Here is a 24,877-nt window from a genome sequence, read left to right as displayed (position 1 = left end):
TAGAGGAGGCGAAGAGATGGAAATGGAATTTCATGCAACGACGATTTGCGCAGTCCGTCACGAGGGGAAAGGCGCGATTGCAGGGGATGGTCAAGTCACATTCGGCAACAGCATGGTGATGAAAAATAAAGCGAAAAAGGTACGCCGCTTGTATCGCGGGCAAGTCGTCGCAGGTTTTGCCGGCTCAGTTGCTGATGCAATTACGCTTTTTGAGAAGTTTGAGGCGAAGCTTGAAGAGCATCATGGCAATTTGCAGCGCTCAGCTGTAGAACTGGCGAAGGAATGGCGCTCGGATCGCGTGCTGCGCAAGCTGGAAGCAATGATGCTGGTTATGGATCAGACGGGACTTTTGCTAATTTCAGGAAATGGCGAAATTATTGAGCCGGATGACGGCCTCTTGGCCATTGGCTCGGGCGGCAGCTTTGCTTTGTCAGCGGCTAGAGCACTCAAGCGCCATGCCCCTCATCTGGATGCGAAGGAAATGGCACGTTCGGCTCTGGAAATTGCAGCAGATATTTGCGTCTATACGAATCACAATATTATTGTCGAAGAAATCGGCTCTTAAGCGGAGGAGATTAATATGGCAAATGCAGCGTTAACACCAAGAGAGATCGTAGCGGAGCTGGATAAGTATATTGTCGGTCAAAAGCCTGCCAAACGTTCGGTCGCAATCGCTTTGCGCAATCGTTATCGCAGAAGTCAGCTTGATGAAGCGTTGCGTGATGAGGTTGTGCCGAAGAACATTTTAATGATCGGGCCTACTGGTGTTGGTAAAACAGAAATCGCACGCAGATTGGCAAAGCTAGTAAAAGCGCCTTTCGTGAAGCTGGAAGCGACTAAATTCACCGAAGTAGGTTATGTAGGGCGTGACGTTGAATCCATGGTTCGCGATTTGGTTGAAACAGCGATCCGCATGGTGAAAACGGAAAAAACCGAGCAGGTTAAAGATAAAGCGGAGAAGCTGGCAAACGAATTGCTGGTGACGCTGCTTGTTCCTTCGAAAGCAAAGGAAAAGACGCAAAAAAATCCGTTCGAAATGTTGTTCGGTAATCAGCAAAACGACAATTTGCAAGCTGAAGAGCCGGAGCATGATCAGACGATTGTGCAGAAACGGGCTCAGGTGCAGGCAGATCTTGCTGCTGGCAAGCTCGAAAATGAAATGGTCGAGGTTGAGGTTGAAGATGCTGCTCCTAATATGCTGGACATGCTCGCAGGCGGTCAAGGCCCCGAAGGCATGGGTATGAATATGCAGGAGCTGTTCGGACAGCTGATGCCGAAAAAAACGAAGCGGCGCAAGCTGCCGGTTAAGGAAGCGCGTAAAGTGCTTATTCAGGAAGAAGCAAACAAGCTGATCAATATGGATGATGTGATTTCCGAATCGGTTACACGTGCTGAACAGTCAGGCATTATTTTTATCGATGAAATTGACAAAATTGCGAGTTCCTCGCGTGGCAATGGCCCAGACGTTTCGCGCGAAGGCGTGCAGCGTGATATATTGCCGATCGTTGAAGGCTCGACGGTTATGACAAAATATGGTCCGGTAAAAACGGATTATGTGCTCTTTATTGCTGCTGGTGCTTTCCATATTGCGAAACCATCCGATTTGATTCCCGAGCTGCAAGGCCGTTTTCCGATTCGGGTGGAGCTTACATCGCTTACGCTTGACGATTTTGTGAGCATTTTGAAGGAACCGAAAAACGCGCTGACTAAGCAGTACACAGCACTGCTGCAAACCGAAGGCATTGAAATCGAATTTTCAGATGAGGCCATTCATGAGCTGGCATCTATTGCCGCAGAAGTGAATCGAAATACCGAAAATATCGGAGCAAGAAGATTGCATACGATTTTGGAAAAGCTGCTGGAGGATCTGTCCTTCGAAGCGCCTGATATTACGCTGGACCATATGCTGATCACACCGGAATATGTTCGTGAAAAGCTGGGAAGCATTGCGCAAAATAAAGATTTGAGTCAATATATATTGTAGTTGGTATGAGTTTTAGGAGGCAATGGCATGACGCTATTAACAAAAACAAGGACGCTAAACCGCCTGCTGCAGCGGGCGGCTGGCAAACCGCTTATTTTCAGAGAAATGGCGGAGGTGCTGACCAGCACCATTCAAACGAGTGTATTTGTCGTAAGCCGCAAGGGAAAGGTGCTTGGCTGTGCGGCTGTGAATCCGCATGATCATGACTCGCTGCGTTCCATGTCGGCGGAAGAGCTGCGTTTCCCGCAGGAAAGCAATGAGCAATTTCTTGAAATGACAGAATCGGTTACGAATGTGGCGCCGGATGCTGGGGTTTATGAGACTTTTCCATCGCTGGGGCAGCAGGAAATTATGACGGTTGTTCCAATAACAGGTGGCGGAGATCGCTTGGGTACGCTAATCTTGACACGGCATCAAGGTGCTTTTGACGACGATGATTTAGTGTTAGCGGAATATGGATCTACGATCGTCGGTATGGAGATCTTGCGTGAGCGTTCGGTAGAAATTGAGCATGAGGCACGCAGTCGCGCCGTCGTGTCGGTTGCTATTGGTTCGTTATCGTTCAGTGAGCTTGAGGCAGTCGAGCATATTTTTGAACAGCTGGAAGGCAAGGAGGGGCTGCTTGTAGCCTCGAAAATTGCTGACAGGGTCGGTATTACTAGGTCTGTAATCGTAAATGCCCTTAGGAAATTAGAAAGTGCGGGGGTCATTGAGACTAGATCGCTCGGAATGAAGGGAACTTACATTAAGATATTAAATCACCAACTTCTTCAAGAGCTGGAAAAAATTAAATCTTGAAATATGAGTCTATACGACTAAAAAAGCCCTATCTTTTTATAAAGATAGGGCTTTTTTCTTATTGTAATAATTTGGAGAATTGATGAATATAAACATGTCGGCAAATATCGACAGCATGATCTCATTTTTTTAATAATTTAATGTCGAACAAAGCAGGAATGCTACGAAGTGTGTTGAATACCTTATATTAGGATCTTTTAATTATCGAAAGTGGTGATAATAAAGTGAACTTATTAAGCGGATCTTCATTCCAAAGGCTAGAGGGGGCAGTTCATGCAGCAGAAATGCGGCAAAGTGCCATTTCGAATAATATAGCCAATGTGGATACCCCGCATTTTAAACGGTCAGAGGTTGAATTCGAACAGCTTTTGGAACAACAGTTGAGTAATAGCTCACCTAAGCTGAAAGGAAAGCTTACGAATGCAAGGCATATTCCTATAGGTGGGCCGGTCAATCCAACGCCTCAAGTCATAAGCGATAAAGACACCGCCATGAACAATAATGAGAATAATGTGGATATTGATCGAGAAATGTCGTTGCTTGCGAAAAATCAGCTCAGCTATAACGCTTATCTGCAGCAAATCAATCATGAAATCAAAATGATGAGAACAGGAATAGAAGGGAGAGGCTAAAGAGTGAAAATTTCCAGCGGATTTGATGCGAGCGCCTCTGCTCTAACCGCACAGCGCCTGCGAATGGATGTTATTTCTTCAAATATTGCGAATGCGGAAACGACGCGTGCTGGTTATGAGAACGGACAGTTCGTACCTTATAAACGGAAGATGGTCGTTTTGGAGCCGTTGAAATCAAGCTTTTCCAATACGCTGAATGCAAAAATGGGAAAAAATACAACGACTGGTGGGGTAAAGGTCGCGAAAATTATTGATGACACAGCCCCAACGAAGCTTGTATATAATCCTACCCATCCTGATGCCGATTCAAACGGCTATGTAAATATGCCGAATGTAGACGTCGCGAAAGAGATGGTTGATATGATTTCGGCGTCGCGTTCTTATGAAGCGAACGTCACAGCCATTAATTCTTCTAAAGCGATGTTTGTAAAAGCATTGGAGATTGGGAAGTAGCAACAACCATTAAACATTAGTAGAGGAGGAATATAGTGATTCAAGCCATTTCAATGAACCAGGTGCAGCCTTTAAAGACGATAACAGCTGCCCCTGTTGAGCAAGCTACTCCGGCAGAACTTACAAAAACATTTAGCCAGTTTTTAAATAACGCAATTGAGGGTGTTAGTGCCCAAGAACAAAATGTACATAAGCTTAACGATAAGTTTTTAATTGGTGAAGTTGATGTTTCTCAGGTCATGATTGCTGGCGAAAGAGCGCAGCTTAGTCTTCAACTAACCTCACAAATCCGCAACAAGGTTGTAGAGGCATATCAAGAAATTATGCGGATGCAGGTATAATGAACGATAAAAAACCTGGCAAAGAATTTGGGTGAGGTGACAAGGTGAACGAGAAAATCGCCCAATTTAGACTGAGAATTTCGCAATTCTGGAGTCAAATGGGAAAAAAACAGAAAATAGGCTTGGGGGCTTCTGTAGGCGTACTGTTGTTATCTATTATTCTTCTGACTGTCATATTTACTAGAACAGATTATGAATTGGCTTTTCAAGATCTCGATACGACAGACTCAGCAGCGATTATGAACTACTTGGATAGTAATGGTATCCCTTATGAGCTAGGGAGCGGTGGAACTAGTATTTCTGTGCCAAGCGCAGTTGCGGAACGCACGAAAGTAACGATTGGCTCGCTTGGACTTGTGCAAAACGGATCAATCGGCTTTGAGGCTTTTACAAAGAGCTCCTCGACCTTCGGCACAACCGAAAATGAATTTAACGTCAAATATTTAAGTGCCTTAAATGGCGAGATTCAACAATTGCTAAATCGCATGCAAGGTGTGAAAAGCTCTAAGGTGCTTGTGAACTTGCCAGAAGAAAGCGTGTTTCTAACTCCCGAAGAGAAGGATAAAGCATCGGCTTCCATCTCAATGGAGTTTATGGCTGGCTATCGTCCAACTCAAAAGGAGATTGACGGTTATTACAATCTAGTAAAAACAGCAGTTCCAGGAACGACAGTGGACAGCATTACCATCTCTGGTCCGCAAGGTGAGCTTTTATCCTCTGAAGCGGGAGGCACGATTGCCGGTACCGCGGAAGCAGTTGACAGTCAGTTCCAAATTCAACGCAAATATGAAGCGGAATTGAAAAAGAATATTCAACAGTTTCTAGGACCGATAGTAGGTTCTGAAAATTTGGTCATCAGCATCGGAAGCAACTTGAACTTCGACAATAAGAAGACGGAGGAACAGCAGGTTGTGCCGCTTGCTGAAAATAACAATAACGGTATTATTGTAAGTCAAACGGAACAAACCAGTTCTTCTACAGGAGGCAGCTCCAGTGCAGGCGGTGTAGCGGGAACGGGAGAAACAGATGTACCGGGCTACACAGCAACAGATGGTTCTGGAAATTCCACCTCGGAAGAAAGCTCTTCTACTGTTAATTACGATTTTGGAAGAATTAATCGTACCACGATTTCAGGGCCTTTCGTAATTAAAGATCTATCCATTAGTATTGGTGTTGAAGCAAGTCGTCTCACTCCAGAATCTCGTACAGAGATTACGACATTTTTGACAGGTTTAGTGCGTGCACAGCTTGCAGATTCAGGTCAAGATGTAAATAATGACGATTTAATTAATAAAAAGGTTTCACTTATCGGACAAACATTTGCTGAAAGCACCGCTACAAACACGATTGGCGGCTTATCAATGGGATGGGCAATTGGAATTGGAGCAGCAGCACTTGCGATTATTGCCGGTTTGATCATTTTGCTCGTTCGCAGACGCAGACAGCAAGCGGCGGCAGCGGCAGCAGCTGAAGCGCAGGAAGCAGTTGTAGCGTCAACCGCTGTAGAATATCCTACCCTTGATTTTGATAGCTTAAGCAATGACAGCCAGGCACGTAAAAATCTTGAGACACTCGCCAAACGCAAGCCGGATGAATTTGTTAATTTACTTCGGACTTGGCTTGTCGATGAATAGAGGTCGTTTGCATGAGTAAATCGATGAATGGGCTATCCGGAAGGCAGAAAGCGGCAATACTGCTAATTACACTAGGCCCCGAAGTGTCAGCTCAAATTTTTAAACATTTAAGAGAAGATGAGATTGAGCAGTTAACTCTTGAAATTGCGAATGTGCGCAAAGTAGATAGCTCAGAGCGTGAAACGATTTTAGGAGAGTTCAATCAAATTTGTGTAGCTCAGGAATATATTTCGCAGGGTGGTATTACTTACGCCAGAGATATTTTGGAGAAGGCACTAGGCGAGAGCAAGGCGGCGGAAGTGATAAATCGCTTGACTGCTACCTTGCAAGTACGACCATTCGATTTTGCTCGCAAAGCAGAGCCGATGCAAATACTCAATTTTATTCAAAACGAGAACTCCCAAACGATTGCGCTCGTGTTGTCCTATCTCCAATCGGAGCAGTCATCGCACATTTTGTCCTCTCTTCCACAAGAGAAGCAGGCCGAGGTTGCCAGAAGAATTGCGCTTATGGACAGCACTTCGCCGGAAGTTATTTCTCAGGTGGAACGTGTGCTGGAGCAGAAGCTTTCAGCTACCGTCACTCAGGATTACACAAATGCTGGCGGTATTGACGCTATCGTTCAAATTTTGAATGGTGTTGACCGCGGTACGGAACGTACCATTCTCGATTCTTTGGAAATTCAAGATCCAGAACTTGCAGAAGAAATCAAAAAACGGATGTTCGTCTTCGAAGATATTGTCAACATCGACAATCGTTCGATTCAGCGGATTATCCGCGATATCGAAAATGCCGATTTGCAGCTTGCGCTTAAAGTTGCTAGTGAAGAAGTGCGAGATGCTATTTTCCAAAACATGTCGAAGCGCATGGCGGAAACATTCAAGGAAGAAATGGAGTTTATGGGTCCAGTCCGATTGCGTGACGTAGAGGAGGCCCAGACCCGTATTGTCGCAACCATTCGTAGATTAGAGGAATCAGGTGAAATCATTATCGCCCGTGGCGGAGGAGATGATATCATTGTCTAATTTGATTAAATCGACAAGCGTTGTTTCTATCGATCAACTAAGAGAGCTTTACTGGAAGAACAAGCATGCGGCACTCGCAGCAGATGTGAATGGCGATGCTGAAGCTCCAGAGGAAGAACAGCCTGATGAAGAAACGATTACGCTGCGGGATCAAATTATTGCTGATGCCAGGCAGTTTGCAGAAGAAAGATTACGGGAAACGGGCGCTCAATGTGAGCAAATGCTGACCGAGGCTGAAGCGAATGTGGAGGCTTGGTGGCTGGAGAAAAGGCTCGAAGATGAAGCGACGACAGAAGCTGCCCGTAGCGATGGCTATGAACGTGGTTTTGCGGAAGGCATCGAGCAAGCGAATATGCTGGCCAAGCAGGAATGGGAGCAAAAGCTGTTCGAAGCGAATTCGATTCTAGCTTCCGCTTATACGATGCGTGAGCAAATTATTCAGGAAGCAGAACCTTTTCTGGTCGAGCTAAGCTGCGCAGTAGCGGAAAAGGTAATCGGACAGCAGCTTGAGCAAGCTCCAGAAATGGTCATTGAGCTGATTAAAAAATCGCTTGCAAGAAGACGCGAGCAGGGTGTTATTACGCTGTGCGTCGCACCTGGTCAGTTAGCTTTCGTTCAGGCTGCTCAAGAAGAGCTGAATTTGGCGGTTGATTCTCAAGCCGAATTGCAAATTTTGCCGGATGCCACCGTTAAAGATTTTGGCTGCGTTATTCGTTCCGCATATGGAAGCATTGACGCCCGAATCGATACACAGCTATCAGAGTTAAAACGCGAGCTAGTCCAGTTCGCTCATCAATCAAGGGACGAGCGAGGACAGGCTGATGAGCAATAGTTCATTACAGGCAGGCAAATATGTCGAGCATTTGCAAGCAATTGATCCAATAAGAGTAAATGGGAAAGTCACACAGGTCATCGGGCTAACCGTTGAATCGGAAGGGCCGGATGCAAGTATCGGTGATGTGTGCTACATCTATCCGAATAAAGGCGCAAAGCCGATTAAGGCTGAGGTTGTGGGTTTTCGGAACAATAAAGTTATTTTAATGCCGCTTGGCGATCTACATTCCATCAGCTCAGGCTGTGATGTTGTAGGAACAGGCAAGCCGCTTAGTGTGCAGGTTGGCTCCGAATTGCTTGGAAAAGTGTTGGATGGCCTCGGTCAGCCACTTGATGGTTCTTTTTTACCAAGCCGAATGCAGCATTATTCTACTCATAATGAACCAAGCAATCCACTTATGCGCCCACGTGTTCTAGAGCCGCTGGGCATTGGTGTTAGAGCTATCGACGGTTTGCTGACCGTTGGTAGAGGCCAGCGTGTAGGTATATTTGCCGGATCGGGTGTAGGGAAAAGTACGCTGCTCGGCATGATTGCCCGAAACACCTCTGCTGATGTCAATGTCATTGCGCTGATCGGCGAGCGTGGCCGTGAAGTGCTAGAGTTTATTGAGAAGGACTTGGGACCTGAAGGATTAGCACGTTCTGTCGTCATTGTCGCTACCTCGGACCAGCCGGCGCTTATACGGATGAAGGGGGCACTGATTGCCACTTCTATTGCTGAATATTTTCGCGATCGTGGTCTAAACGTCATGCTTATGATGGACTCTGTTACACGTTACGCCATGGCTCTTCGTGAAGTAGGTCTTGCGATTGGCGAGCCGCCAGCCACGAGAGGGTATACGCCTTCGGTATTTGCGAATTTGCCTAAGTTGCTGGAACGAGCGGGGACAGGCCCGAAAGGATCTATCACCGCCTTCTACACTGTTTTAGTAGATGGGGATGATATGAACGAGCCGATCGCGGATGCGGTACGGGGGATTTTGGATGGTCATATCGTTCTGAGTCGTCATCTTGCGCATAAAGGACATTTTCCAGCCATTGATGTTCTGCAATCCGTAAGCCGGGTTATGAAAGAAATTATTACGGAGGAGCAGCAGGATGCGGCTAATCAGTTGAAGCGCCTGTTATCTATTTATAAGGATTCGGAAGACCTCATAAATATTGGGGCGTATCAACGTGGTTCTAATGAAGAAATTGATTTGGCGATGCAATTTATTGATTCGATTCATCAGTTCACGAGACAAAAAACAGATGAAAAAGTCACCTTGGAAGAAGCTCAGGAGCGGCTAATAATTGATTTTTACAGGAGATGAAGCGTTGAATGGGAGCTTTTCGTTATTCCTACCAGAAAATCGTTGATCTGAAGACAAGTGAAAAAACGCAGGCAGAATGGATTCTGTCCTCTTCAATTGGAGAGCTGCAGGCTGCCGAGCTTACCGTCGAGCAATTGCGTGAACGCCGTGAAGAATGGGAGCAGAAGCAGCATCAGTCTTCGCAATCCGGCGTTTCATTGGCTGAGCTTCAGACCATTCAACAATATGTGGATTATTTGGATTCATGTATTGAAGCTAAAATGCTTGAAGTGAAACGGGCGCAAAAGGTCGTCGAGCAAAATCGGATCAAGCTTTCGGACAAAATGCAGGATGAGAAAGTATGGTTGAAGGCAAAGGATAACGAGAAGGAACGTTTCCGGTATGCGATGCAGCTTAAGGAGCAGAACGAGTTGGATGAAATGGCAACTGTCCGTTTCATGGTAAGCGTGCCGTAAACATCCGGCTGCAGCGCAAGGTTAGAGGGAGTGAAATCAGTGGCAGATACAGATGTGGAGAAACAAGGATATAGTGGATTTGAGCGGGCTATGTTTTTTATGACCCCGGTGTTGTTTACGATTGTTGTGCTCGGTATATTGCTGATACTTCTTAATAGCGATATGCGAAATCAGGCGTTAACGATCGGAAATTCGATTCCATTGCTCAAAGATGTGCTGCCAAACCCGCAGTCAGCTAGCGGTGAAAGCACAGATGAAACGCTCAAGGCAGAAAATATGACTCGTAAAATTGCCGAGCTGCAAGCTCAACTGACGGAGAAAGAGGGCCAATTGACGGAGACGTCCACTCTTAAAACGGATCAGGAAAAGGAAATTGCCAGCTTGAAGAGTCAAATTGAGCAGTTGAAACAGTCAAATGCAACACAGGCACTTGAGGATGAGGCGTACACGGCCAAAATTAAAGAGCTCGCCAGCATGTACGCGCGAATTGCGCCGAATAAGGCGGCCCCTATTTTAGAAAGCATGACGCTTGATGAAATGGTGCTCGTGCTTGATGCGATGGCTCCTAATGATCGTGTGAAAGTGTTGGAGAAAATGACGCCGAAAACAGCGGCTGATGCGACGCTGAAGCTGAAGGATGCCGTTTCGGCGAAAGATTTGCAAATTGCGGCGCTGCAATCGCAGCTTAAAAATGCCCAGTCGACGACAGCAACAACGACTACCACGTCTTCTACACTGGATTCGACGCAGCTAGGTGCAACGTTTGCAGCTATGGATGCAAAAAGCGCCGCCAAGCTGCTGATGACGATGTCGGATGTAAGTGCCAGCAAGGTGCTGCGGATTTTGAACGCGGTAGATGACACAACAAGATCCAATATTGTTGGCGAGATGTCGACGTTGAATGATAAAGTAACAGCTCAAATCGTTTCGAAGCTGATGGCGGGTAAATAGAGGGGAGGTGAAAATAAATGGATGTTTTATCATCACCAGCAGCTTCACAGGCGGCGGCTCCTTCCGCTAGTGGGAATGCCCAAGTGAAGGGCACAGGAGATGCGGCTTTTGCCCAAACGCTGAACGGCCAATTAAATAATGGCCAAGCAGGAGCGGGAACAGGTACAACAGCTCTGGCAAACACTACAGATGCGGCAGCACTCGGAACGATTCGAATGACTACGCTAAATGTAGCCGGCTTGCTTGGAGAAACGAACAATCAGGATTTGCTTGCCGCTATTGATGGGCTGCTAGAGCAAATTGATGAGTTGGATACTGCTGATACGGATGAGGCTGCACAAGCCCAATTGGCAGATTTGCAAGCGATGCTGGAGCAGATGCAGGCATTGCTAGCGTTGTTAGGTTCCCCGCTTGTCACTTTGAAGCAGCCTGATGAGCAGCTTTCCTCAGAAGAGCTCGTTCAAGCAGCGGACGCAGGGAATGATCATGTTGCAGTAAAAGCACAAATTGCGCTTGTGAAGCATGATTTGGAAAATGCGTTGATTCAGCTGGCTAATGTGCTTGAGCAGGGATCTGCGAAACGCGTTCAGCAGCAAGAGCCATCGCAGCTGATTGCACAGCAGCTGGAAGCTTTGCAGAAACTGCTGCAGAAGCAGAAGGAAGCAGGCACGGCCGATCGCAATAACAGCAATGTTCAGGCCATATTTGAACCAGCCGCAGCGGATGAGTCTGTTCCACAGCAAACAGCTGCATGGCTTCAGCGTTTGAACCAGCAGTCACAGCATACTATCGCCTTGAAAAGCGCAGTAGCGGAAGCTTTATCAGCCGAAACATTGGTTGAAGAAACGGCAGATACAGCCGATGATGAGTCCGTTCTGGCAGGCAATTTAAATGCAAACTTTGCTCATTCGCTTAAGCAGGCAACGACTAGCGTGACAACGAGAGCAGTCGCTCAGCCTTTCGTACTAGCAGACCAATTTGCGGAATCCATGACGGGGCTTATCGTACAGAAGTTTGATATTTCTTCATTAAACGGGAAGCACGAAGCTAAAATCATGCTGTTCCCTGAACAGCTGGGCCAGGTCGATGTTCGAATCACGATGCAAAATGGTCAATTGACGGCGCTTTTCCATACGGATACGGTAATGGCCAAGGATATGCTGGACAACCAAATGTCGCAATTGAGACAGGCACTGCAATCCCAAGGGTTAACGATTGATAAGCTCGAAGTGACGCAGGGACAAGCTGCATCAGAGCTTTCTAACGGCGGGCAGGGACAAGGTTCCAATCAACAATTTACGAATCGGAACAATAATGGAAAAGGCGGAAGCAGATCGGATGAAGCTGCTTTTGAAGCAGATGTCATCGAGCAAATCGCCATTCAGGATATGGGCTACGGACGGGCGGTTAACGCTACAGTCTAAAAGAGATGTTAGGATCATGAGCAACCATTTGCGGGATGGAGGTGATGGAATTGGCAGTCGTTACGAATAAAGTGATCTGGCCGAATTATGATCAGACCAACGTTAAAATAGCAGGAAAGACCGAGGATGATAAAACATCGCTTAGTAAGGACGCATTTCTCGAATTGCTCGTCACACAGCTTAAAAATCAGGATCCATTAAGCCCGCAGAGCAACACAGAGTTTATTGCCCAAATGGCGCAGTTCACCTCAGTCGAGCAGCTGATGAATATGAATAAGCAGCTTACACAGCTGAACTCGGACATTGGCAGTGCATCTACAATGATTGGCAAGAGCGTAACATGGCAGGAGCTTGATGATAAAGGAAGCACCGTCATGTATACGGATGTTGTGAAGTCGATTGTAGCAACAGACGGGGTATTATATGCCAAGTTTGAAGATAACACGATGATTAAAGTAAGTGATATCGTTACCATTTCTGATCAGACTCCAGCAGAGACGGAGGAGCCTGAAACGGATGCTCCAGCTGAAAGTGCTGGTGATGCTGAAACGCCTGATAGCGAAGCCGCTGCTGACAGCGGGGAGGAACAAACCTCATGAGCGACAGCGTAAAGATTGGGCATTATTTTCCGCTCAAATCCTCGCCATTAAACAATGCGAAGACGGCGGGGCTAAAATCTCAGCAGCCAAGCGAATTTCAGGATTTGCTGGATTCGAAAGTATTGAAATTCAGCCATCATGCTGAAGTTAGGATGAAGCAGCGTGGCATTCAGCTTCAAGCCGATTCATTAACGAAAATTGTAAATGCTGTTGACGAAGCAGCATCTAAAGGCGCGATTGATTCTTTAATCGTTTTTAAGGATATCGCGATGATCGTGAATGTGCCTAGTCGTACAGTGGTTACTGCAATGGACGGCAAGCAAATGCAAAGCAATGTGTTCACGCAAATAGACAGCGCCGTTATTTTAAGCTAGAGCCGGACCAATACGGAGGCTCTTCGGGCTGCTGACCGACAGAGGCAGCCAACTAATCAAAAGGATAAACCTAAATTTAGGAGGGCTTAAATACTATGCTAAGATCAATGTACTCTGGTGTGTCAGGTATGCGTGGCTTCCAAACGAAGCTGGATGTCATCGGCAACAATATTGCGAACGTTAATACGGTGGGCTTTAAAGGCGGCCGCGTCATGTTCAGCGATATTTTGAGCCAAACAACAGCAGGTATTACTGCTTCAGCAGAAGGCGAGCAGGGTGGTGTGAATGCGAAGCAAATCGGACTTGGTGTCAGCATTGCTTCTATCGATACCATTCATACGCCAGGAAGCGCGATGACGACAAACCAACCGACAGATCTTCGCATTGATGGCGATGGATTTTTTGCGGTAACTGCAGCAGATGGTGGAGAAACATTTTTGACTAGAGCCGGCAACTTTACGCTTGATGCGAATCGCCAGCTTGTCAATGCAAACGGGATGTTTGTAATGGCTGCGGATGATGGCGGTATTATTCCTCCGCTTGATCCTGCCATCACATCGTTCACCATTGGTCAAGATGGCATGATTCTAGGTGTTACTGCCGATGGCATTGTGGAAGCGGGACAAATTGGCGTTGTTAAAGTAGTGAACCCAAGCGGTTTGCTGAAAATGGGTGGAAACCTGTATCGTATGACAGCTAACGCCAATCCAGACAGTGAGCTTGTAACTTCACCAGCGAATGATGAAGAAGTTGGAACAGGCGCAATCGTAGCTGGACAGCTTGAAATGTCAAACGTTGACCTGACAGGCGAGTTTACAGAAATGATCGTGGCTCAGCGCGGTTTCCAAGCGAATTCGCGTATCATCACGACTTCTGATGAAATTTTGCAAGAAGTTGTCAATCTGAAACGATAATCGCTAGGCATAACGCAGGTGGGGGGCCATAGCGCCTCCCCCGCGATGTGAGGGGGCAGTTTATGATTACAGTGACTCGTATTAATGGTACTAAGCTCATGATCAATGCTCTGTTGATTGAAGTGGTGGAGGAAGTGCCCGATACCATTATTACCTTGACCACTGGAAAGAAATTTATAGTGGTGGAACGCTCGGACGAGCTTTTGCTGCTGATCCAGAATTATCTTCGTACGATCGGCGTATATGCGGCGGCCCAGAAGAGTGAACAGACGGAGGGTCCTTAAAGATGAAAAAGATGTTGCCATGGTTAGTAACTATACTACTATCGATTGTATTAATTGCTGTTGTGGCCTGGTTTATGTGGCCCACAATAATGGGAAGTACAAAAGAAGGTTCGGCTAACAAAGAGGTTGAAGTCAAGCATCTTAGCGCCGATGAACGCGTTGAGGTGACGTCTGAGCTTAAAGAATTCAAGCGCAACTTGAAAGATTCGAACAAAGTCGTTGTCGTTAGCTTTGCTTTCCAACTGGACAGCAAGAAGACGAAGGAAGATTTTGATAAAATCATTGAAATCGAAGTTAAGCCGATTATTAACCGGGCACTTGCAGATATGACGGCTGAAGAGCTGAATGGCTCTAAAGGCGAGGATTTGCTGGAATCGAAGCTGCTCAATGAAATTAATCCGATTTTGGATAAAGAGCAGAAGCTGGTCAAGGTAGAAATAACAGCGTTTATCATGACCAACATTTAATGCTGGTTGGCGACATTCCTTGAAGGGGGTGAGAAAATTTGGTTGATGTTTTATCGCAAAATGAGATAGATGCGCTGCTGGCGGCCCTTAATTCTGGCGAGATGGATGCCGAGGATTTAAAAAAGGAAGAAGTAACGAAAAAAGTCAGAGTTTATGATTTCAAACGCGCTGTTCGATTTTCGAAGGATCATATTCGCAGCTTGACTCGCATACACGAGAACTTCGCGCGATATTTGACAACCTATTTCTCAGCGCAGCTTCGTACTTTCGTTCAAATCAGTGTAGTTCAGGTCGAGCAGCTTCCTTATGATGAGTTTATTCGTTCGATTCCGAAGATGACGATATTGAATATTTTTGAGGCGGAGCCGCTTGAAGGACGCATGGTGATGGAGGTGCATCCAAATATCGCTTACGCGATGCTGGATCGTATGCTTGGCGGGCAAGGCGTTGCGCCTTCAAAAATCAATAACTTGACTGAAATCGAAACGATTATTATGGAAAAGATTTTTAGCCGGACGTTTGAGAGTTTGCAAGAGGCGTGGAAAACAATCATTGATATATCACCACGGCTGGAAGCACTTGAGACGAATCCTCAATTTATGCAAATCGTATCACCGAATGAAACAATCGCGCTTATATCCTTAAGTACGAAAATCGGTGAAACGACGGGGATGATCAATCTTTGTATTCCCCACGTTGTCATTGAGCCCGTTATGCCTCGTTTGTCGGCGCATCATTGGTTCGTTTCGCAGAAAAAGGAGCGTATTCCAGAGGAAGTTGAAATGCTGGAGCAGCGCGTAAGCAAAGCGAAGCTGCCGATTGTTGCCGAGCTTGGTGAATCTTCCATTACGATACAAGAGTTTCTGGGTCTTAATGTTGGAGATGTCATTTCGCTCAGCAAGCCGGTAGGGGAAGGCCTGCATATTAAGGTAGGCGATAAATTGAAGTTCATCGGCAGTCCAGGCTCCGTGAAAGATCGGTTGGCTATTCAGCTTGATGAAGTTGTGAACGAAGGAGCGGGAGAAGAATATGACGAGTAAAGATTATTTGTCGCAGGAGGAAATTGATGCGTTACTAAATCAATCTTCTGGCAGTACGGATGCTGAACAGCCATCTGCCGATGATGTTCAGTTATCAGATTTCCTCTCAGCTATGGAACAGGATGCGCTTGGTGAAATTGGGAACATTACGTTCGGAAGCGCAGCAACTGCCTTGTCCACATTGCTAGGCGTGAAGGTGGATATTACGACGCCGGAAGTTACCTTTATTCGCAGAGATCAGCTGTCAGATGAATTTCCAAAGCCTCATGTTGCTGTAAGTGTTCAATATGTAGACGGCTTCCAAGGAATAAATTCGCTTGTCATTAAGACGAGAGACGCGCAAATTATTGCTGATTTGATGCTTGGCGGGTCAGGTAATCCTACAGATGAAGAGCTCAATGAGATTCATATCAGCGCCGTCCAGGAAGCGATGAATCAAATGATGGGGTCATCTGCAACGTCGATGTCTACCATTTTCAATCGTTTCGTTAATATTTCGCCGCCAGGCATCGATATTCTCGATGTAGACAACGGTGGGGGAATGGGCCATCTGCCTCCGGTAGATATATTCATTAAAATTTCATTCCGGCTTAAAATTGGAGATTTGATAGATTCGACAATTATGCAGCTACTGCCTGTTTCTTTTGCAAAGCAAATGGTTGCTATTCTTATGGGTGAAGAGACGGGCGAAGAGACTGCTGTAGCAGTCGAAGCACCGCCAGTAGTAGAAGCGCCTCCGGTTGCTCCAGTGCCGCCACAAAGTGCTCCTGAGCAGCCTACGGCTCCATCGTTGCAGAAGCAAGAACAACAACCGCCAGCGGGATATTATGAAGCGCCGATGATGCAGCCGCCTGGCCCAAATACATATGGCCATGCAGCCAATCGCAATGTGAATGTTCAGCCTGTGCAGTTTGCTAATTTCAATAATGTGCCATATATTCAAGGTGAAGAGACAAACCTCAATTTACTGCTCGACATACCACTGAAGGTTACCGTAGAATTAGGAAGGACCCAGAAGCAAATAAAAGATATTTTGGAATTGTCTCAAGGGTCTGTTATCGAGCTGGACAAGCTTGCTGGTGAGCCTGTAGACATTCTGGTTAACAATAAGCTGATCGCAAAAGGCGAGGTTGTCGTTATCGATGAGAACTTCGGCGTACGTGTAACCGATATCGTAAGCCAATGGGACCGAATTCAAAAATTACAATAGCATCCTAGGAGGAAGAAAAAGATGGCAAACCGTATTCTAATCGTAGACGACGCAGCATTTATGCGCATGATGATCCGCGATATTTTATCAAAAAATGGCTACGAAGTAGTTGGTGAAGCACCAGATGGCGCACAAGCAGTGGAAAGATTCAAGGAATTAAAGCCGGACCTTATTACAATGGATATCACGATGCCTGAGATGGACGGCATTGCAGCACTTAAAGAAGTTAAAAAAATCGACCCGAATGCAAAAGTCATTATGTGCTCTGCAATGGGACAGCAAGCAATGGTTATTGATGCCATTCAAGCTGGAGCAAAAGATTTCATCGTTAAACCTTTCCAAGCGGACCGTGTTATTGAAGCAATCAAGAAAACGCTGGGCTAACGGTTGTATGCGATGGTCAAACTTAAAGCTCGTGTAACGCTTATATTGTTTTCAGGAATGGCCGTTCTGCCTGCCGCCGCTTTAGCGGGAGCAGCTCAGACGAGCCAGCCTGAATCGCCATATACTAGCCCGTCCAACATGGCAGGTAGTGTGGTATGGGTTATATTTTCTTTATTGCTAATTATTGGGTTGATCATTGTTGTTATTAAATGGCTCTCGCGGCGCAACCGGGCGTTCGGAGGAACAAATCGTTCGCTTCGTTCGCTCGGGGGCATTTCCTTAGGTCAAAATCATTCGCTTCAAGTTGTTGAGCTTGCAGGCCGTCTATATATTGTAGGGGTTGGTGAGAACATTACCTTACTGGACAAGATTGATGATGAAACACAGGCTGAGGCAATTATTGAGGCAATGGAGAGGCAAGTGCAAGGTGGCTGGTCGCCTGGCGCTTTGACGGACTTGATTTCACGTTTTCGTCAAGGCTCTGGCGAGCAGGAACCACGGGATGAACAGTGGAACGACGCTTCTTCGTTTCAGAATGTGCTCAAGGACAAGATGAATCGTCAGGCGGATCGCAAGCAGCAGCTCGAAGCACTCCTCAAAGACCCTAACCCTAATGAACGGTTGAATGATGATCATGAAAAATAAATGGTGGATAGCTCTTGTTGCGGTACAGTTAGCCGGACTCATATTTCAATCGCATGCTTTTGCTGAACCGCTGCCGAACGTAGAAATTAACTTTGGCAGCACGGGTAGCGATCAGCCGAACCCTAGCGCATTATCGATTTTGTTGCTTATTACTGTACTAAGCATAGCACCTGCTATCCTAGTATTAATGACCAGCTTTACACGCATTATTATCGTGCTTAGCTTTGTTCGGACATCCCTCGGTACGCAGATGATGCCGCCGAACCAGGTACTAATCGGACTAGCGATGTTTTTAACCTTTTTTATTATGGCCCCTACCTTTGGTCAAGTAAACGAGGTAGCCTTGCAGCCATATTTGAAAGGGGAAATTTCCCAAACGGCAGCATTCGAGAAGGCGTCTGTGCCGATGAAGGCGTTTATGTTCAAGCAGACGAGGGAGAAGGACTTAAAGCTGTTTATGGACTACACGAAGACGGAAAAGCCGGCAACATTCGAGGATATTCCACTGACGGTTCTCATTCCGGCATATGCGATTAGCGAAATTAAGACAGCCTTTCAAATGGGCTTTCTAATATTCATACCATTTCTCGTCATTGATATGATTGTAGCGAGTACATTGATGGCGATGGGAATGATGATGCTGCCGCCAGTAATGATTTCATTGCCGTTCAAGCTTTTGCTGTTCGTCATGGTAGATGGCTGGTATTTGATAGTCAAATCCTTGTTATTAAGCTTCAATACCTGACGACTGTATAAGGGGGATGTTCAATGAGTGCCGATTTTATTATCGGTCTGGCCAGCGAGGCTGTATTTGTAGTCTTAAAAGGCAGCGCACCAATGCTCGCTATCGCTCTTGTTGTCGGACTATTGGTCAGTATTTTTCAAGCGACTACCCAGATTCAAGAGCAAACCTTAGCATTTGTTCCGAAAATCGTAGCGGTTTTTGCATCCGTTGTTTTGTTTGGGCCGTGGATTTTAAATACGATCGTCGATTTCACTTATAATCTGCTGGACAACCTGTATAAATATATCGGATAGGCGTGAATCGCAGCGATGGAGCTTATCGAAAAAAGTTTTCCTATTTTTTTGCTTATTTTTTGTCGAATTACATCATTTTTCGTCGTAGCTCCGATGTTTTCAGGTAAAATGGTGCCGAATATTGCGAAACTTGGTTTAGGTTTTTTTATATCCTTTATTGTGTTTCTCACTTATGGCGTGAACCAGACGGTGGCTACGGATGCAAGCTATGTGCTTTACATTGTACAGGAAATATTGATTGGCCTGCTGTTCGGATTTGTTGTTTATTTATTTTTCGTGGTGGTACAGACAGCAGGGGCATTAATGGATTTGCAGATTGGTTTTGCAATGGCGAACGTCGTCAATCCTTTGACAGGTACTTCGGCACCATTGCTGGGCAATTTTAAATACCTTATGCTCATTGTCATTTTCTTCTCCTTGAACGGTCATCATTATTTGCTTAGAGGGTTAATGGACAGTTACAAATGGATGCCGCTTGCTGGAGACTTTTTTGCGAGAATCAGCAGTGGCAGCATTAGCGAGTTTTTAACAAAGGCAGTTGGAAACACATTCCTTCTAGCTTTGCAAGTTGCAGCTCCGCTGGTCATTGCTATGTTTCTAACCGATGTTGGGCTGGGGTTTCTAGCCAAAACAGCGCCCCAATACAATGTTTTTGTAATCGGAATACCGCTCAAGCTCATTATCGGAATGATTTTGCTTGTGCTTTTAATGCCGGGACTTGCCGGATTATATGAACGTCTCTTTTCTATTATGTTCGATAATCTGGAGCAGCTATTCGTTATTTTCAAAGGGCCGGACGGGTAAAGGGGGCTGTAATCGTGCAAATGTATCGTTTAAAGCTCGACCTGCAGCTGTTCAGCCAAGAAAAAACGGAACCTGCAACCCCGAAGAAACGCTCGGAATCACGTCAAAAAGGGCAGGTTTCCAAATCGGCGGACTTTCCCAGTTCCTTTATTTTACTGTTTACGTTTGCTGGGTTTGCTATGTTTGGCGGCTATTACAAAAAGCGTATTATGACGATGTTCGATGATATATTCGAAAATTGGCTGCTGATGGAGCTGACCTCAGAAAATGTTTTCAACTTATTTTATACGCTAATAACCCAAATGTTGATGTTCTTGTTGCCGATATTTACGATAGCCATTTTGGTTGGCATTATCGGTAACGTTGCTCAATTTGGATTCCTGCTTACAGGAGAGCCGCTCAAGATGAAGATCAGCAAGCTTAATCCGCTCCAAGGATTAAAGCAGATATTCTCGATGCGCTCGATTGTCGAAATGCTTAAAAGCATGCTTAAGCTTGCAATCATTGGATTGCTGGTCTATCAGACGATTGCCAGTGATTGGAGCCGGTTGCTTTCGCTCTCAGATCTATCTGTTGAACAAATTTTTGCCTTTGCAGCTGGCTTGACAGTAAATATGGGGATTAAAATCGGTGCTGCACTTGTCATACTCGCTTTTGCCGATTATTTGTATCAGAAGTATGAAAATGAGAAAAGCATGAAAATGTCCAAGCAGGACATTAAGGATGAGCATAAGAAATCAGATGGTGATCCGCTTATTAAAGGCCGCATCCGTGAAAAGCAGCGTCGAATGGCCATCCAGCGGATGATGCAGCAAATTCCGAATGCAGATGTCGTTATTACGAACCCGACGCATTTTGCAATCGCCTTGAAATATGATTCCTCTAATATGGAGGCGCCCGTTATTATTGCCAAAGGCATGGATCATGTGGCGCTGCGCATTAGGGAAATCGCCAAAGAGCACGGCGTTATTACGATGGAAAATAAGCCGCTTGCCAGAGCATTATACGAACGCGCCGAAATCGGAGATGCCATACCGGCAGATTTGTTCCAGGCTGTGGCGGAGGTGCTCGCATACGTTTACAAGTTGAAAGGCCGTGTTAAATCATCGTAATTTAAGGGAGGAGGAAGCGTCATGAAACCAAAAGATCTTATCGTGTTAATCGGGATCATAGGCATCGTGCTCATGATGGTTATTCCCATCCCTATTCTTTTGCTGGATATTTTGCTTATTCTGAATATTTCAGTCGCTTTAATGATATTGCTTATCGCAATGAATACGAAGGAAGCGCTGGAGTTTTCCATCTTTCCCGCAGTTTTGCTTGTTACGACCTTATTCCGATTAGCGCTCAACGTTTCTACAACCCGGAACATTTTGCAGCATGCAGAAGCGGGGGAAGTTGTCGCAACATTCGGTAGATGGGTTGGCGGCGGGCAAATCGCGATCGGGTTTATCGTCTTCCTTATTCTCGTCGTCGTTCAGTTCATCGTTATTACGAAAGGATCTGAGCGGGTCGCCGAGGTTGCAGCAAGGTTTACGCTCGATGCGATGCCCGGCAAGCAAATGAGTATTGATGCCGACTTAAACGCGGGGCTCATTAATGAGCAGCAGGCGCGGGCCCGTCGTTCCAAAATTGAAAGAGAAGCAGATTTCTATGGAGCTATGGATGGTGCCAGCAAGTTTGTAAAAGGGGATGCGATCGCATCCATCATCATTCTCATTATTAACCTGGTTGGCGGATTTATAATCGGGATGGCCATACATGGTTTTCCCTTTGCCGAGGCACTCGAAACTTACTCGATATTAACGATCGGGGACGGTCTCGTCAGTCAAATTCCAGCATTGCTTATTTCGGTAGCAGCAGGCTTAATTGTTACACGAGCTGCATCGGACGGCAACCTGGCGCAGGATTTAACAGCACAGTTATTTAAATACCCTAATCTTTTATACATAGTTTCAGGAACAATAGCTTTGCTTGGTATCGTTTCGCCAATCGGCGTTATGCGTACGCTCCCCTTTGCGGCACTGCTCGCATTTGGAGCGTGGAGAATGAAGAAGCTGCAGGAGAAGCAAGTGGAGCAAGAGGAGATGCTTGTGGAAGAGCAGCAAATTGAAGAGGTTCGCAATCCGGAGAGCGTTATTGGCTTGCTGCAGGTGGATCCAATCGAGTTTGAATTTGGCTACGGCCTGATTCCACTGGCAGACACGCAGCAGGGCGGGGATTTGCTGGATCGTATCATTATGATCAGAAGGCAATGCGCGCTTGAGCTTGGTCTTGTCGTTCCCGTTATTCGAATCCGCGACAATATTCAACTAAGGCCAAATGAATACGTTGTTAAGATTAAAGGGAATACGGTTGCGAAAGGCGAGCTTCTGCTCAATCATTATTTGGCAATGAGTCCAGGCTTCGACGATGAATCGGTACTCGGTATCGAAACAACAGAGCCGGCATTCGGGCTTCCAGCCATTTGGATTGACGAGCAGATGAAGGAAAGAGCGGAAATGTCGGGATACACCGTCGTAGATCCGCCTTCGGTTGTCGCCACGCATTTGACTGAAATTATTAAGCGTCATGCGCATGAGCTGCTTGGCCGTCAAGAGACGAAGGCGCTTATTGAAAATGTCAAGGAATCGTATCCAGCGCTTATCGACGATCTCATTCCATCTGTTCTATCGATTGGCGATTTGCAAAAAGTGCTTGCCAAGCTGCTTCGTGAAAAAGTTTCGATCCGCGATCTGGTGACCATTTTTGAAACGTTGGCCGATCACGGACATTACACGAAAGATCCCGATGTGCTGACGGAATATGTCAGACAAGCGCTGTCAAGGCAAATTACCCAGCAGTTTGCGGCAACGGGAGACAAGCTTAAAGTGATTACAGTCGGGCCGGCGATGGAGAAGAAAATCGCTGAATCCGTGCAGCAGACCGATCAGGGGAGTTACATTGCGCTTGATCCGATCGTCACTCAACAAATTTATTCCAAGCTGAATGAGCAGGTTACCCGGCAAATTCAGTCTGGACAGCAGCCTGTTGTATTGACTTCACCTACAATCCGCATGTATTTGCGCCAGATTGTGGAGCGGACGATGCAGGAGGTTCCGGTCATTTCTTATAGTGAGCTTGAACCTAGCGTTGAAGTTCAGAGCGTTGGGGTGGTGAATTTATGAGAGTGAAACGTTATGTGGTCAATGCCCTTCCCGAGGCGCTGCCAATGATTCGAAGCGATCTTGGCAAAGATGCCGTTATATTGAATACGAAAGAAGTCAAAGTTGGCGGCTTCATGGGCATGTTCCGCAAAAAGAAGATGGAAGTTATTGCCGCCGTTGAGTCAAACGCAGCTGCTCCAGAAAATCCGCCCCAGAAGCGCAAGGCGCCGGATGATGTCAGTGCCGTTATGGCTGCCATTACGGAGACGATGCAGAAGCAGCAGCGTGTAGCAGCGGCAACCGCTGCTGCTACAGCTACGGTTGAACCGCCGGCAAGACCTGCGCCAGTTGCAGTGGCGTCTCCGGTCAGCGATCAGCTGATGGATGAAATTAAAGGGATTAAGCAGTCCCTCCTGCAGCTTTCTTCTCAGAAAGCAGGAAATTCATTTTCGGAAGCTGCACAAGCACTTCATGACCGTCTTCAAGAGCAGGAGCTGGAAGTGGAGTGGATCGACCAGCTAATGGCGATCATCTCTGAGCAGGAAGCGCAGCAAAGGGAGCCATTGACGCGTTCGCAAGTATGGGAGCTAGCCAAACGGCAGCTGCTCGAATGGATGGCTCCATATGCAGCTGGCATGATCGATGAACAGGCTAGAATCGTTCATTTTGTTGGTCCAACGGGCGTAGGCAAAACGACAACAATCGCTAAGCTTGCGGCTAATCAAACGATTAAGCATAACAAAAAAGTAGGCTTTATTACATCGGATACGTACCGAATTGCCGCCGTTGACCAACTGAGAACGTACGCGAATATTTTAAATATTCCGTTGGAGGTTGTTTTTTCTCCTATGGATTTGCCGAAGGCATTCAAGCAGCTTGAAGACCGAGAGCTCATCTATATGGATACGGCTGGCCGCAACTTCCGTAATGAGCTGAATGTGTCAGAAGTGAACAGTCTGCTTCAATCGCACGACCGAAATGAAACGGTGCTTGTGCTGAGTCTTACCGGCAAAACGAAGGATATGACATCAGTAGCCGGAAATTTTGTGAAATACGGCATCGAGAAGGTGCTGTTTACGAAGCAGGATGAAACGGCGGTGTACGGCTCTATTTTCAACCTTGTGCTGAGGTTTGGTTTAACACCGACTTATGTGGCAAGAGGGCAGACGGTGCCGGATGATATCGATCGTTTTGACGCTGCTGCTTATATGAATGACTTGCTGGGGGAAGCGTACGATGAATGATCAAGCTGAAGCGCTGCGACATCTGGTAAAGGCAAGCAGCAGCGAAGGCGGCAAGCGCGAAACGCGCATTTTGGCTGTCACCAGCGGCAAGGGCGGTGTTGGCAAGTCCAACTTTAGTCTCAATTTTGCGCTGATGCTTCAGAAGCTGGGTCAGAAGGTTCTCGTTTTTGATGTCGATATTGGAATGGCGAATATCGATATACTGATGGGCGTACGCTCCTCCTACCATTTATACCATTTGTTCAAGCAGGACAAAACGATTTGGGATGTCGTTCAGGAAGGGCCCGAAGGACTGCATTTTATTGCAGGCGGATCAGGCATCAAGGATTTGCTGGAGCTGTCGGAGAAAGAGCTGACTTTGTTTACGGAGCAGGTTTCCAAGCTTCAAGGTCTGTACGACGTCATTGTGTTCGATACTGGAGCGGGACTTTCCAAGGAAACGGCGAGATTTATCGCTGCAGCTCAGGAAACCATCGTTGTAACGACGCCAGAGCCGACTTCTATAACCGATGCTTACGCCTTGATCAAGATGGTAAAAGCGATGGGCATCCATCCTAATTTCAGACTTATTGTTAATCGGGCAGACAGCAAGCGGGAAGGCCGACTGACAGCAGATAAAATCAATTTGGCTGCCGAGCGCTTCCTAGAAGCCTCCTTGCCATTTCTTGGGCTCGTTCCCGATGATGCTCATGTAGGCAAGGCGGTAAAACGCCAGATACCTTTCACGATTGCCTACCCAGGCAGTGAAGCATCGAAAGCTATGCATGAAATTGCAGTTCGTTTTCTAGAAAACAAGAGACCGGAATCTGATGCTAAAAACGGTGTAAAGGGATTTTTGCATAAATTATTCAAGCTAACGAGATAGTCCTTTTAATCAGGGGAGG

Annotated in this window: 29 protein-coding genes; all 29 read left to right on the top strand. The window is 46.3% G+C overall.

Annotation, left to right across the window (positions count from 1 at the left end; genetic code table 11):
- The first annotated feature begins 16 nt into the window (after positions 1–16).
- Positions 17–565: an ATP-dependent protease subunit HslV gene (gene hslV / locus ACSR9A_RS21225; RefSeq protein WP_473759347.1), complete on the top strand. Its 549-nt coding sequence runs from the start codon at positions 17–19 to the stop codon at positions 563–565.
- Positions 566–580: 15 nt separating this feature from the next.
- Positions 581–1,984 (top strand): ATP-dependent protease ATPase subunit HslU, encoded by a 1,404-nt coding sequence (gene hslU, locus ACSR9A_RS21220; protein WP_473759345.1) that lies wholly within the window; start codon positions 581–583, stop codon positions 1,982–1,984.
- Positions 1,985–2,011: 27 nt separating this feature from the next.
- Positions 2,012–2,782, top strand: coding sequence for a GTP-sensing pleiotropic transcriptional regulator CodY (codY, locus tag ACSR9A_RS21215; protein ID WP_341282468.1), 771 nt, complete (start codon positions 2,012–2,014; stop codon positions 2,780–2,782).
- Positions 2,783–3,006: 224 nt separating this feature from the next.
- Entirely contained in the window at positions 3,007–3,414 is a 408-nt protein-coding gene (gene flgB / locus ACSR9A_RS21210) for a flagellar basal body rod protein FlgB (protein ID WP_473759343.1), read from the top strand.
- A 3-nt stretch (positions 3,415–3,417) separates the two neighbouring features.
- The gene (gene flgC, locus ACSR9A_RS21205; RefSeq protein WP_341282470.1) at positions 3,418–3,867 is read left to right on the top strand and encodes a flagellar basal body rod protein FlgC; all 450 of its coding nucleotides are present in this window, start codon (positions 3,418–3,420) and stop codon (positions 3,865–3,867) included.
- A gap of 53 nt (positions 3,868–3,920) precedes the next feature.
- Positions 3,921–4,208: a flagellar hook-basal body complex protein FliE gene (fliE, locus tag ACSR9A_RS21200; RefSeq protein WP_473760212.1), complete on the top strand. Its 288-nt coding sequence runs from the start codon at positions 3,921–3,923 to the stop codon at positions 4,206–4,208.
- A 44-nt stretch (positions 4,209–4,252) separates the two neighbouring features.
- Entirely contained in the window at positions 4,253–5,842 is a 1,590-nt protein-coding gene (fliF, locus tag ACSR9A_RS21195; protein WP_473759342.1) for a flagellar basal-body MS-ring/collar protein FliF, read from the top strand.
- An 11-nt stretch (positions 5,843–5,853) separates the two neighbouring features.
- Positions 5,854–6,867, top strand: coding sequence for a flagellar motor switch protein FliG (gene fliG, locus ACSR9A_RS21190; RefSeq protein WP_341282473.1), 1,014 nt, complete (start codon positions 5,854–5,856; stop codon positions 6,865–6,867).
- The gene (locus ACSR9A_RS21185) at positions 6,860–7,699 is read left to right on the top strand and encodes a FliH/SctL family protein (RefSeq protein ID WP_473759341.1); all 840 of its coding nucleotides are present in this window, start codon (positions 6,860–6,862) and stop codon (positions 7,697–7,699) included. Before fliG ends, ACSR9A_RS21185 begins: the two co-directional genes overlap by 8 nt.
- A complete protein-coding gene (fliI, locus tag ACSR9A_RS21180; RefSeq protein WP_473759340.1) occupies positions 7,689–9,014 on the top strand; it encodes a flagellar protein export ATPase FliI in 1,326 nt (441 codons plus the stop codon). Before ACSR9A_RS21185 ends, fliI begins: the two co-directional genes overlap by 11 nt.
- Positions 9,015–9,022: 8 nt before the next feature.
- Positions 9,023–9,469, top strand: a complete 447-nt coding sequence (gene fliJ, locus ACSR9A_RS21175) for a flagellar export protein FliJ (RefSeq protein WP_473759339.1) — start codon at positions 9,023–9,025, stop codon at positions 9,467–9,469.
- A gap of 39 nt (positions 9,470–9,508) precedes the next feature.
- Positions 9,509–10,420, top strand: a complete 912-nt coding sequence (locus ACSR9A_RS21170) for a MotE family protein (RefSeq protein WP_473759338.1) — start codon at positions 9,509–9,511, stop codon at positions 10,418–10,420.
- A gap of 17 nt (positions 10,421–10,437) precedes the next feature.
- Positions 10,438–11,844, top strand: coding sequence for a flagellar hook-length control protein FliK (locus ACSR9A_RS21165; protein WP_473759337.1), 1,407 nt, complete (start codon positions 10,438–10,440; stop codon positions 11,842–11,844).
- A gap of 50 nt (positions 11,845–11,894) precedes the next feature.
- The gene (locus ACSR9A_RS21160) at positions 11,895–12,443 is read left to right on the top strand and encodes a flagellar hook capping FlgD N-terminal domain-containing protein (RefSeq protein WP_473759335.1); all 549 of its coding nucleotides are present in this window, start codon (positions 11,895–11,897) and stop codon (positions 12,441–12,443) included.
- Positions 12,440–12,817: a TIGR02530 family flagellar biosynthesis protein gene (locus tag ACSR9A_RS21155; protein ID WP_473759333.1), complete on the top strand. Its 378-nt coding sequence runs from the start codon at positions 12,440–12,442 to the stop codon at positions 12,815–12,817. The genes ACSR9A_RS21160 and ACSR9A_RS21155 overlap by 4 nt, the downstream gene beginning before the upstream one ends.
- Before the next feature lie 95 nt (positions 12,818–12,912).
- Positions 12,913–13,731: a flagellar basal body rod protein FlgG gene (gene flgG / locus ACSR9A_RS21150; RefSeq protein WP_046230719.1), complete on the top strand. Its 819-nt coding sequence runs from the start codon at positions 12,913–12,915 to the stop codon at positions 13,729–13,731.
- 62 nt (positions 13,732–13,793) lie between these two features.
- The gene (locus ACSR9A_RS21145) at positions 13,794–14,015 is read left to right on the top strand and encodes a flagellar FlbD family protein (protein WP_341282482.1); all 222 of its coding nucleotides are present in this window, start codon (positions 13,794–13,796) and stop codon (positions 14,013–14,015) included.
- A gap of 2 nt (positions 14,016–14,017) precedes the next feature.
- Positions 14,018–14,482 carry a flagellar basal body-associated FliL family protein gene (locus ACSR9A_RS21140; protein ID WP_341282483.1) on the top strand — a complete coding sequence of 155 codons (465 nt, stop codon included), beginning with the start codon at positions 14,018–14,020 and terminating at the stop codon, positions 14,480–14,482.
- Between the two features lie 38 nt (positions 14,483–14,520).
- Positions 14,521–15,522, top strand: coding sequence for a flagellar motor switch protein FliM (fliM, locus tag ACSR9A_RS21135; RefSeq protein WP_046230722.1), 1,002 nt, complete (start codon positions 14,521–14,523; stop codon positions 15,520–15,522).
- A complete protein-coding gene (fliY, locus tag ACSR9A_RS21130; RefSeq protein WP_473759332.1) occupies positions 15,512–16,732 on the top strand; it encodes a flagellar motor switch phosphatase FliY in 1,221 nt (406 codons plus the stop codon). Before fliM ends, fliY begins: the two co-directional genes overlap by 11 nt.
- A gap of 21 nt (positions 16,733–16,753) precedes the next feature.
- Complete coding sequence (locus ACSR9A_RS21125; protein ID WP_338555945.1) at positions 16,754–17,116, top strand: response regulator; 363 nt, start codon at positions 16,754–16,756, stop codon at positions 17,114–17,116.
- A 12-nt stretch (positions 17,117–17,128) separates the two neighbouring features.
- Positions 17,129–17,761 carry a flagellar biosynthetic protein FliO gene (locus ACSR9A_RS21120; protein ID WP_473759331.1) on the top strand — a complete coding sequence of 211 codons (633 nt, stop codon included), beginning with the start codon at positions 17,129–17,131 and terminating at the stop codon, positions 17,759–17,761.
- A complete protein-coding gene (gene fliP / locus ACSR9A_RS21115; RefSeq protein WP_473759330.1) occupies positions 17,751–18,506 on the top strand; it encodes a flagellar type III secretion system pore protein FliP in 756 nt (251 codons plus the stop codon). The genes ACSR9A_RS21120 and fliP overlap by 11 nt, the downstream gene beginning before the upstream one ends.
- A gap of 23 nt (positions 18,507–18,529) precedes the next feature.
- Entirely contained in the window at positions 18,530–18,799 is a 270-nt protein-coding gene (fliQ, locus tag ACSR9A_RS21110; protein ID WP_473759329.1) for a flagellar biosynthesis protein FliQ, read from the top strand.
- 15 nt (positions 18,800–18,814) lie between these two features.
- Complete coding sequence (gene fliR / locus ACSR9A_RS21105; RefSeq protein WP_341282488.1) at positions 18,815–19,603, top strand: flagellar biosynthetic protein FliR; 789 nt, start codon at positions 18,815–18,817, stop codon at positions 19,601–19,603.
- A gap of 20 nt (positions 19,604–19,623) precedes the next feature.
- Positions 19,624–20,715, top strand: coding sequence for a flagellar biosynthesis protein FlhB (gene flhB / locus ACSR9A_RS21100; RefSeq protein ID WP_473760211.1), 1,092 nt, complete (start codon positions 19,624–19,626; stop codon positions 20,713–20,715).
- Between the two features lie 21 nt (positions 20,716–20,736).
- Entirely contained in the window at positions 20,737–22,770 is a 2,034-nt protein-coding gene (flhA, locus tag ACSR9A_RS21095) for a flagellar biosynthesis protein FlhA (protein WP_473759328.1), read from the top strand.
- Positions 22,767–23,993, top strand: a complete 1,227-nt coding sequence (gene flhF, locus ACSR9A_RS21090; RefSeq protein ID WP_473759327.1) for a flagellar biosynthesis GTPase FlhF — start codon at positions 22,767–22,769, stop codon at positions 23,991–23,993. The genes flhA and flhF overlap by 4 nt, the downstream gene beginning before the upstream one ends.
- Positions 23,986–24,858, top strand: coding sequence for a MinD/ParA family protein (locus ACSR9A_RS21085; RefSeq protein WP_473759326.1), 873 nt, complete (start codon positions 23,986–23,988; stop codon positions 24,856–24,858). Before flhF ends, ACSR9A_RS21085 begins: the two co-directional genes overlap by 8 nt.
- Positions 24,859–24,877 lie beyond the last annotated feature (19 nt).

This window comes from Paenibacillus sp. R-74696, assembly GCF_055814915.1.
Note: the sequence above shows the minus strand (reverse complement) of the source record. Positions and strands in the feature narration are given on the sequence as shown.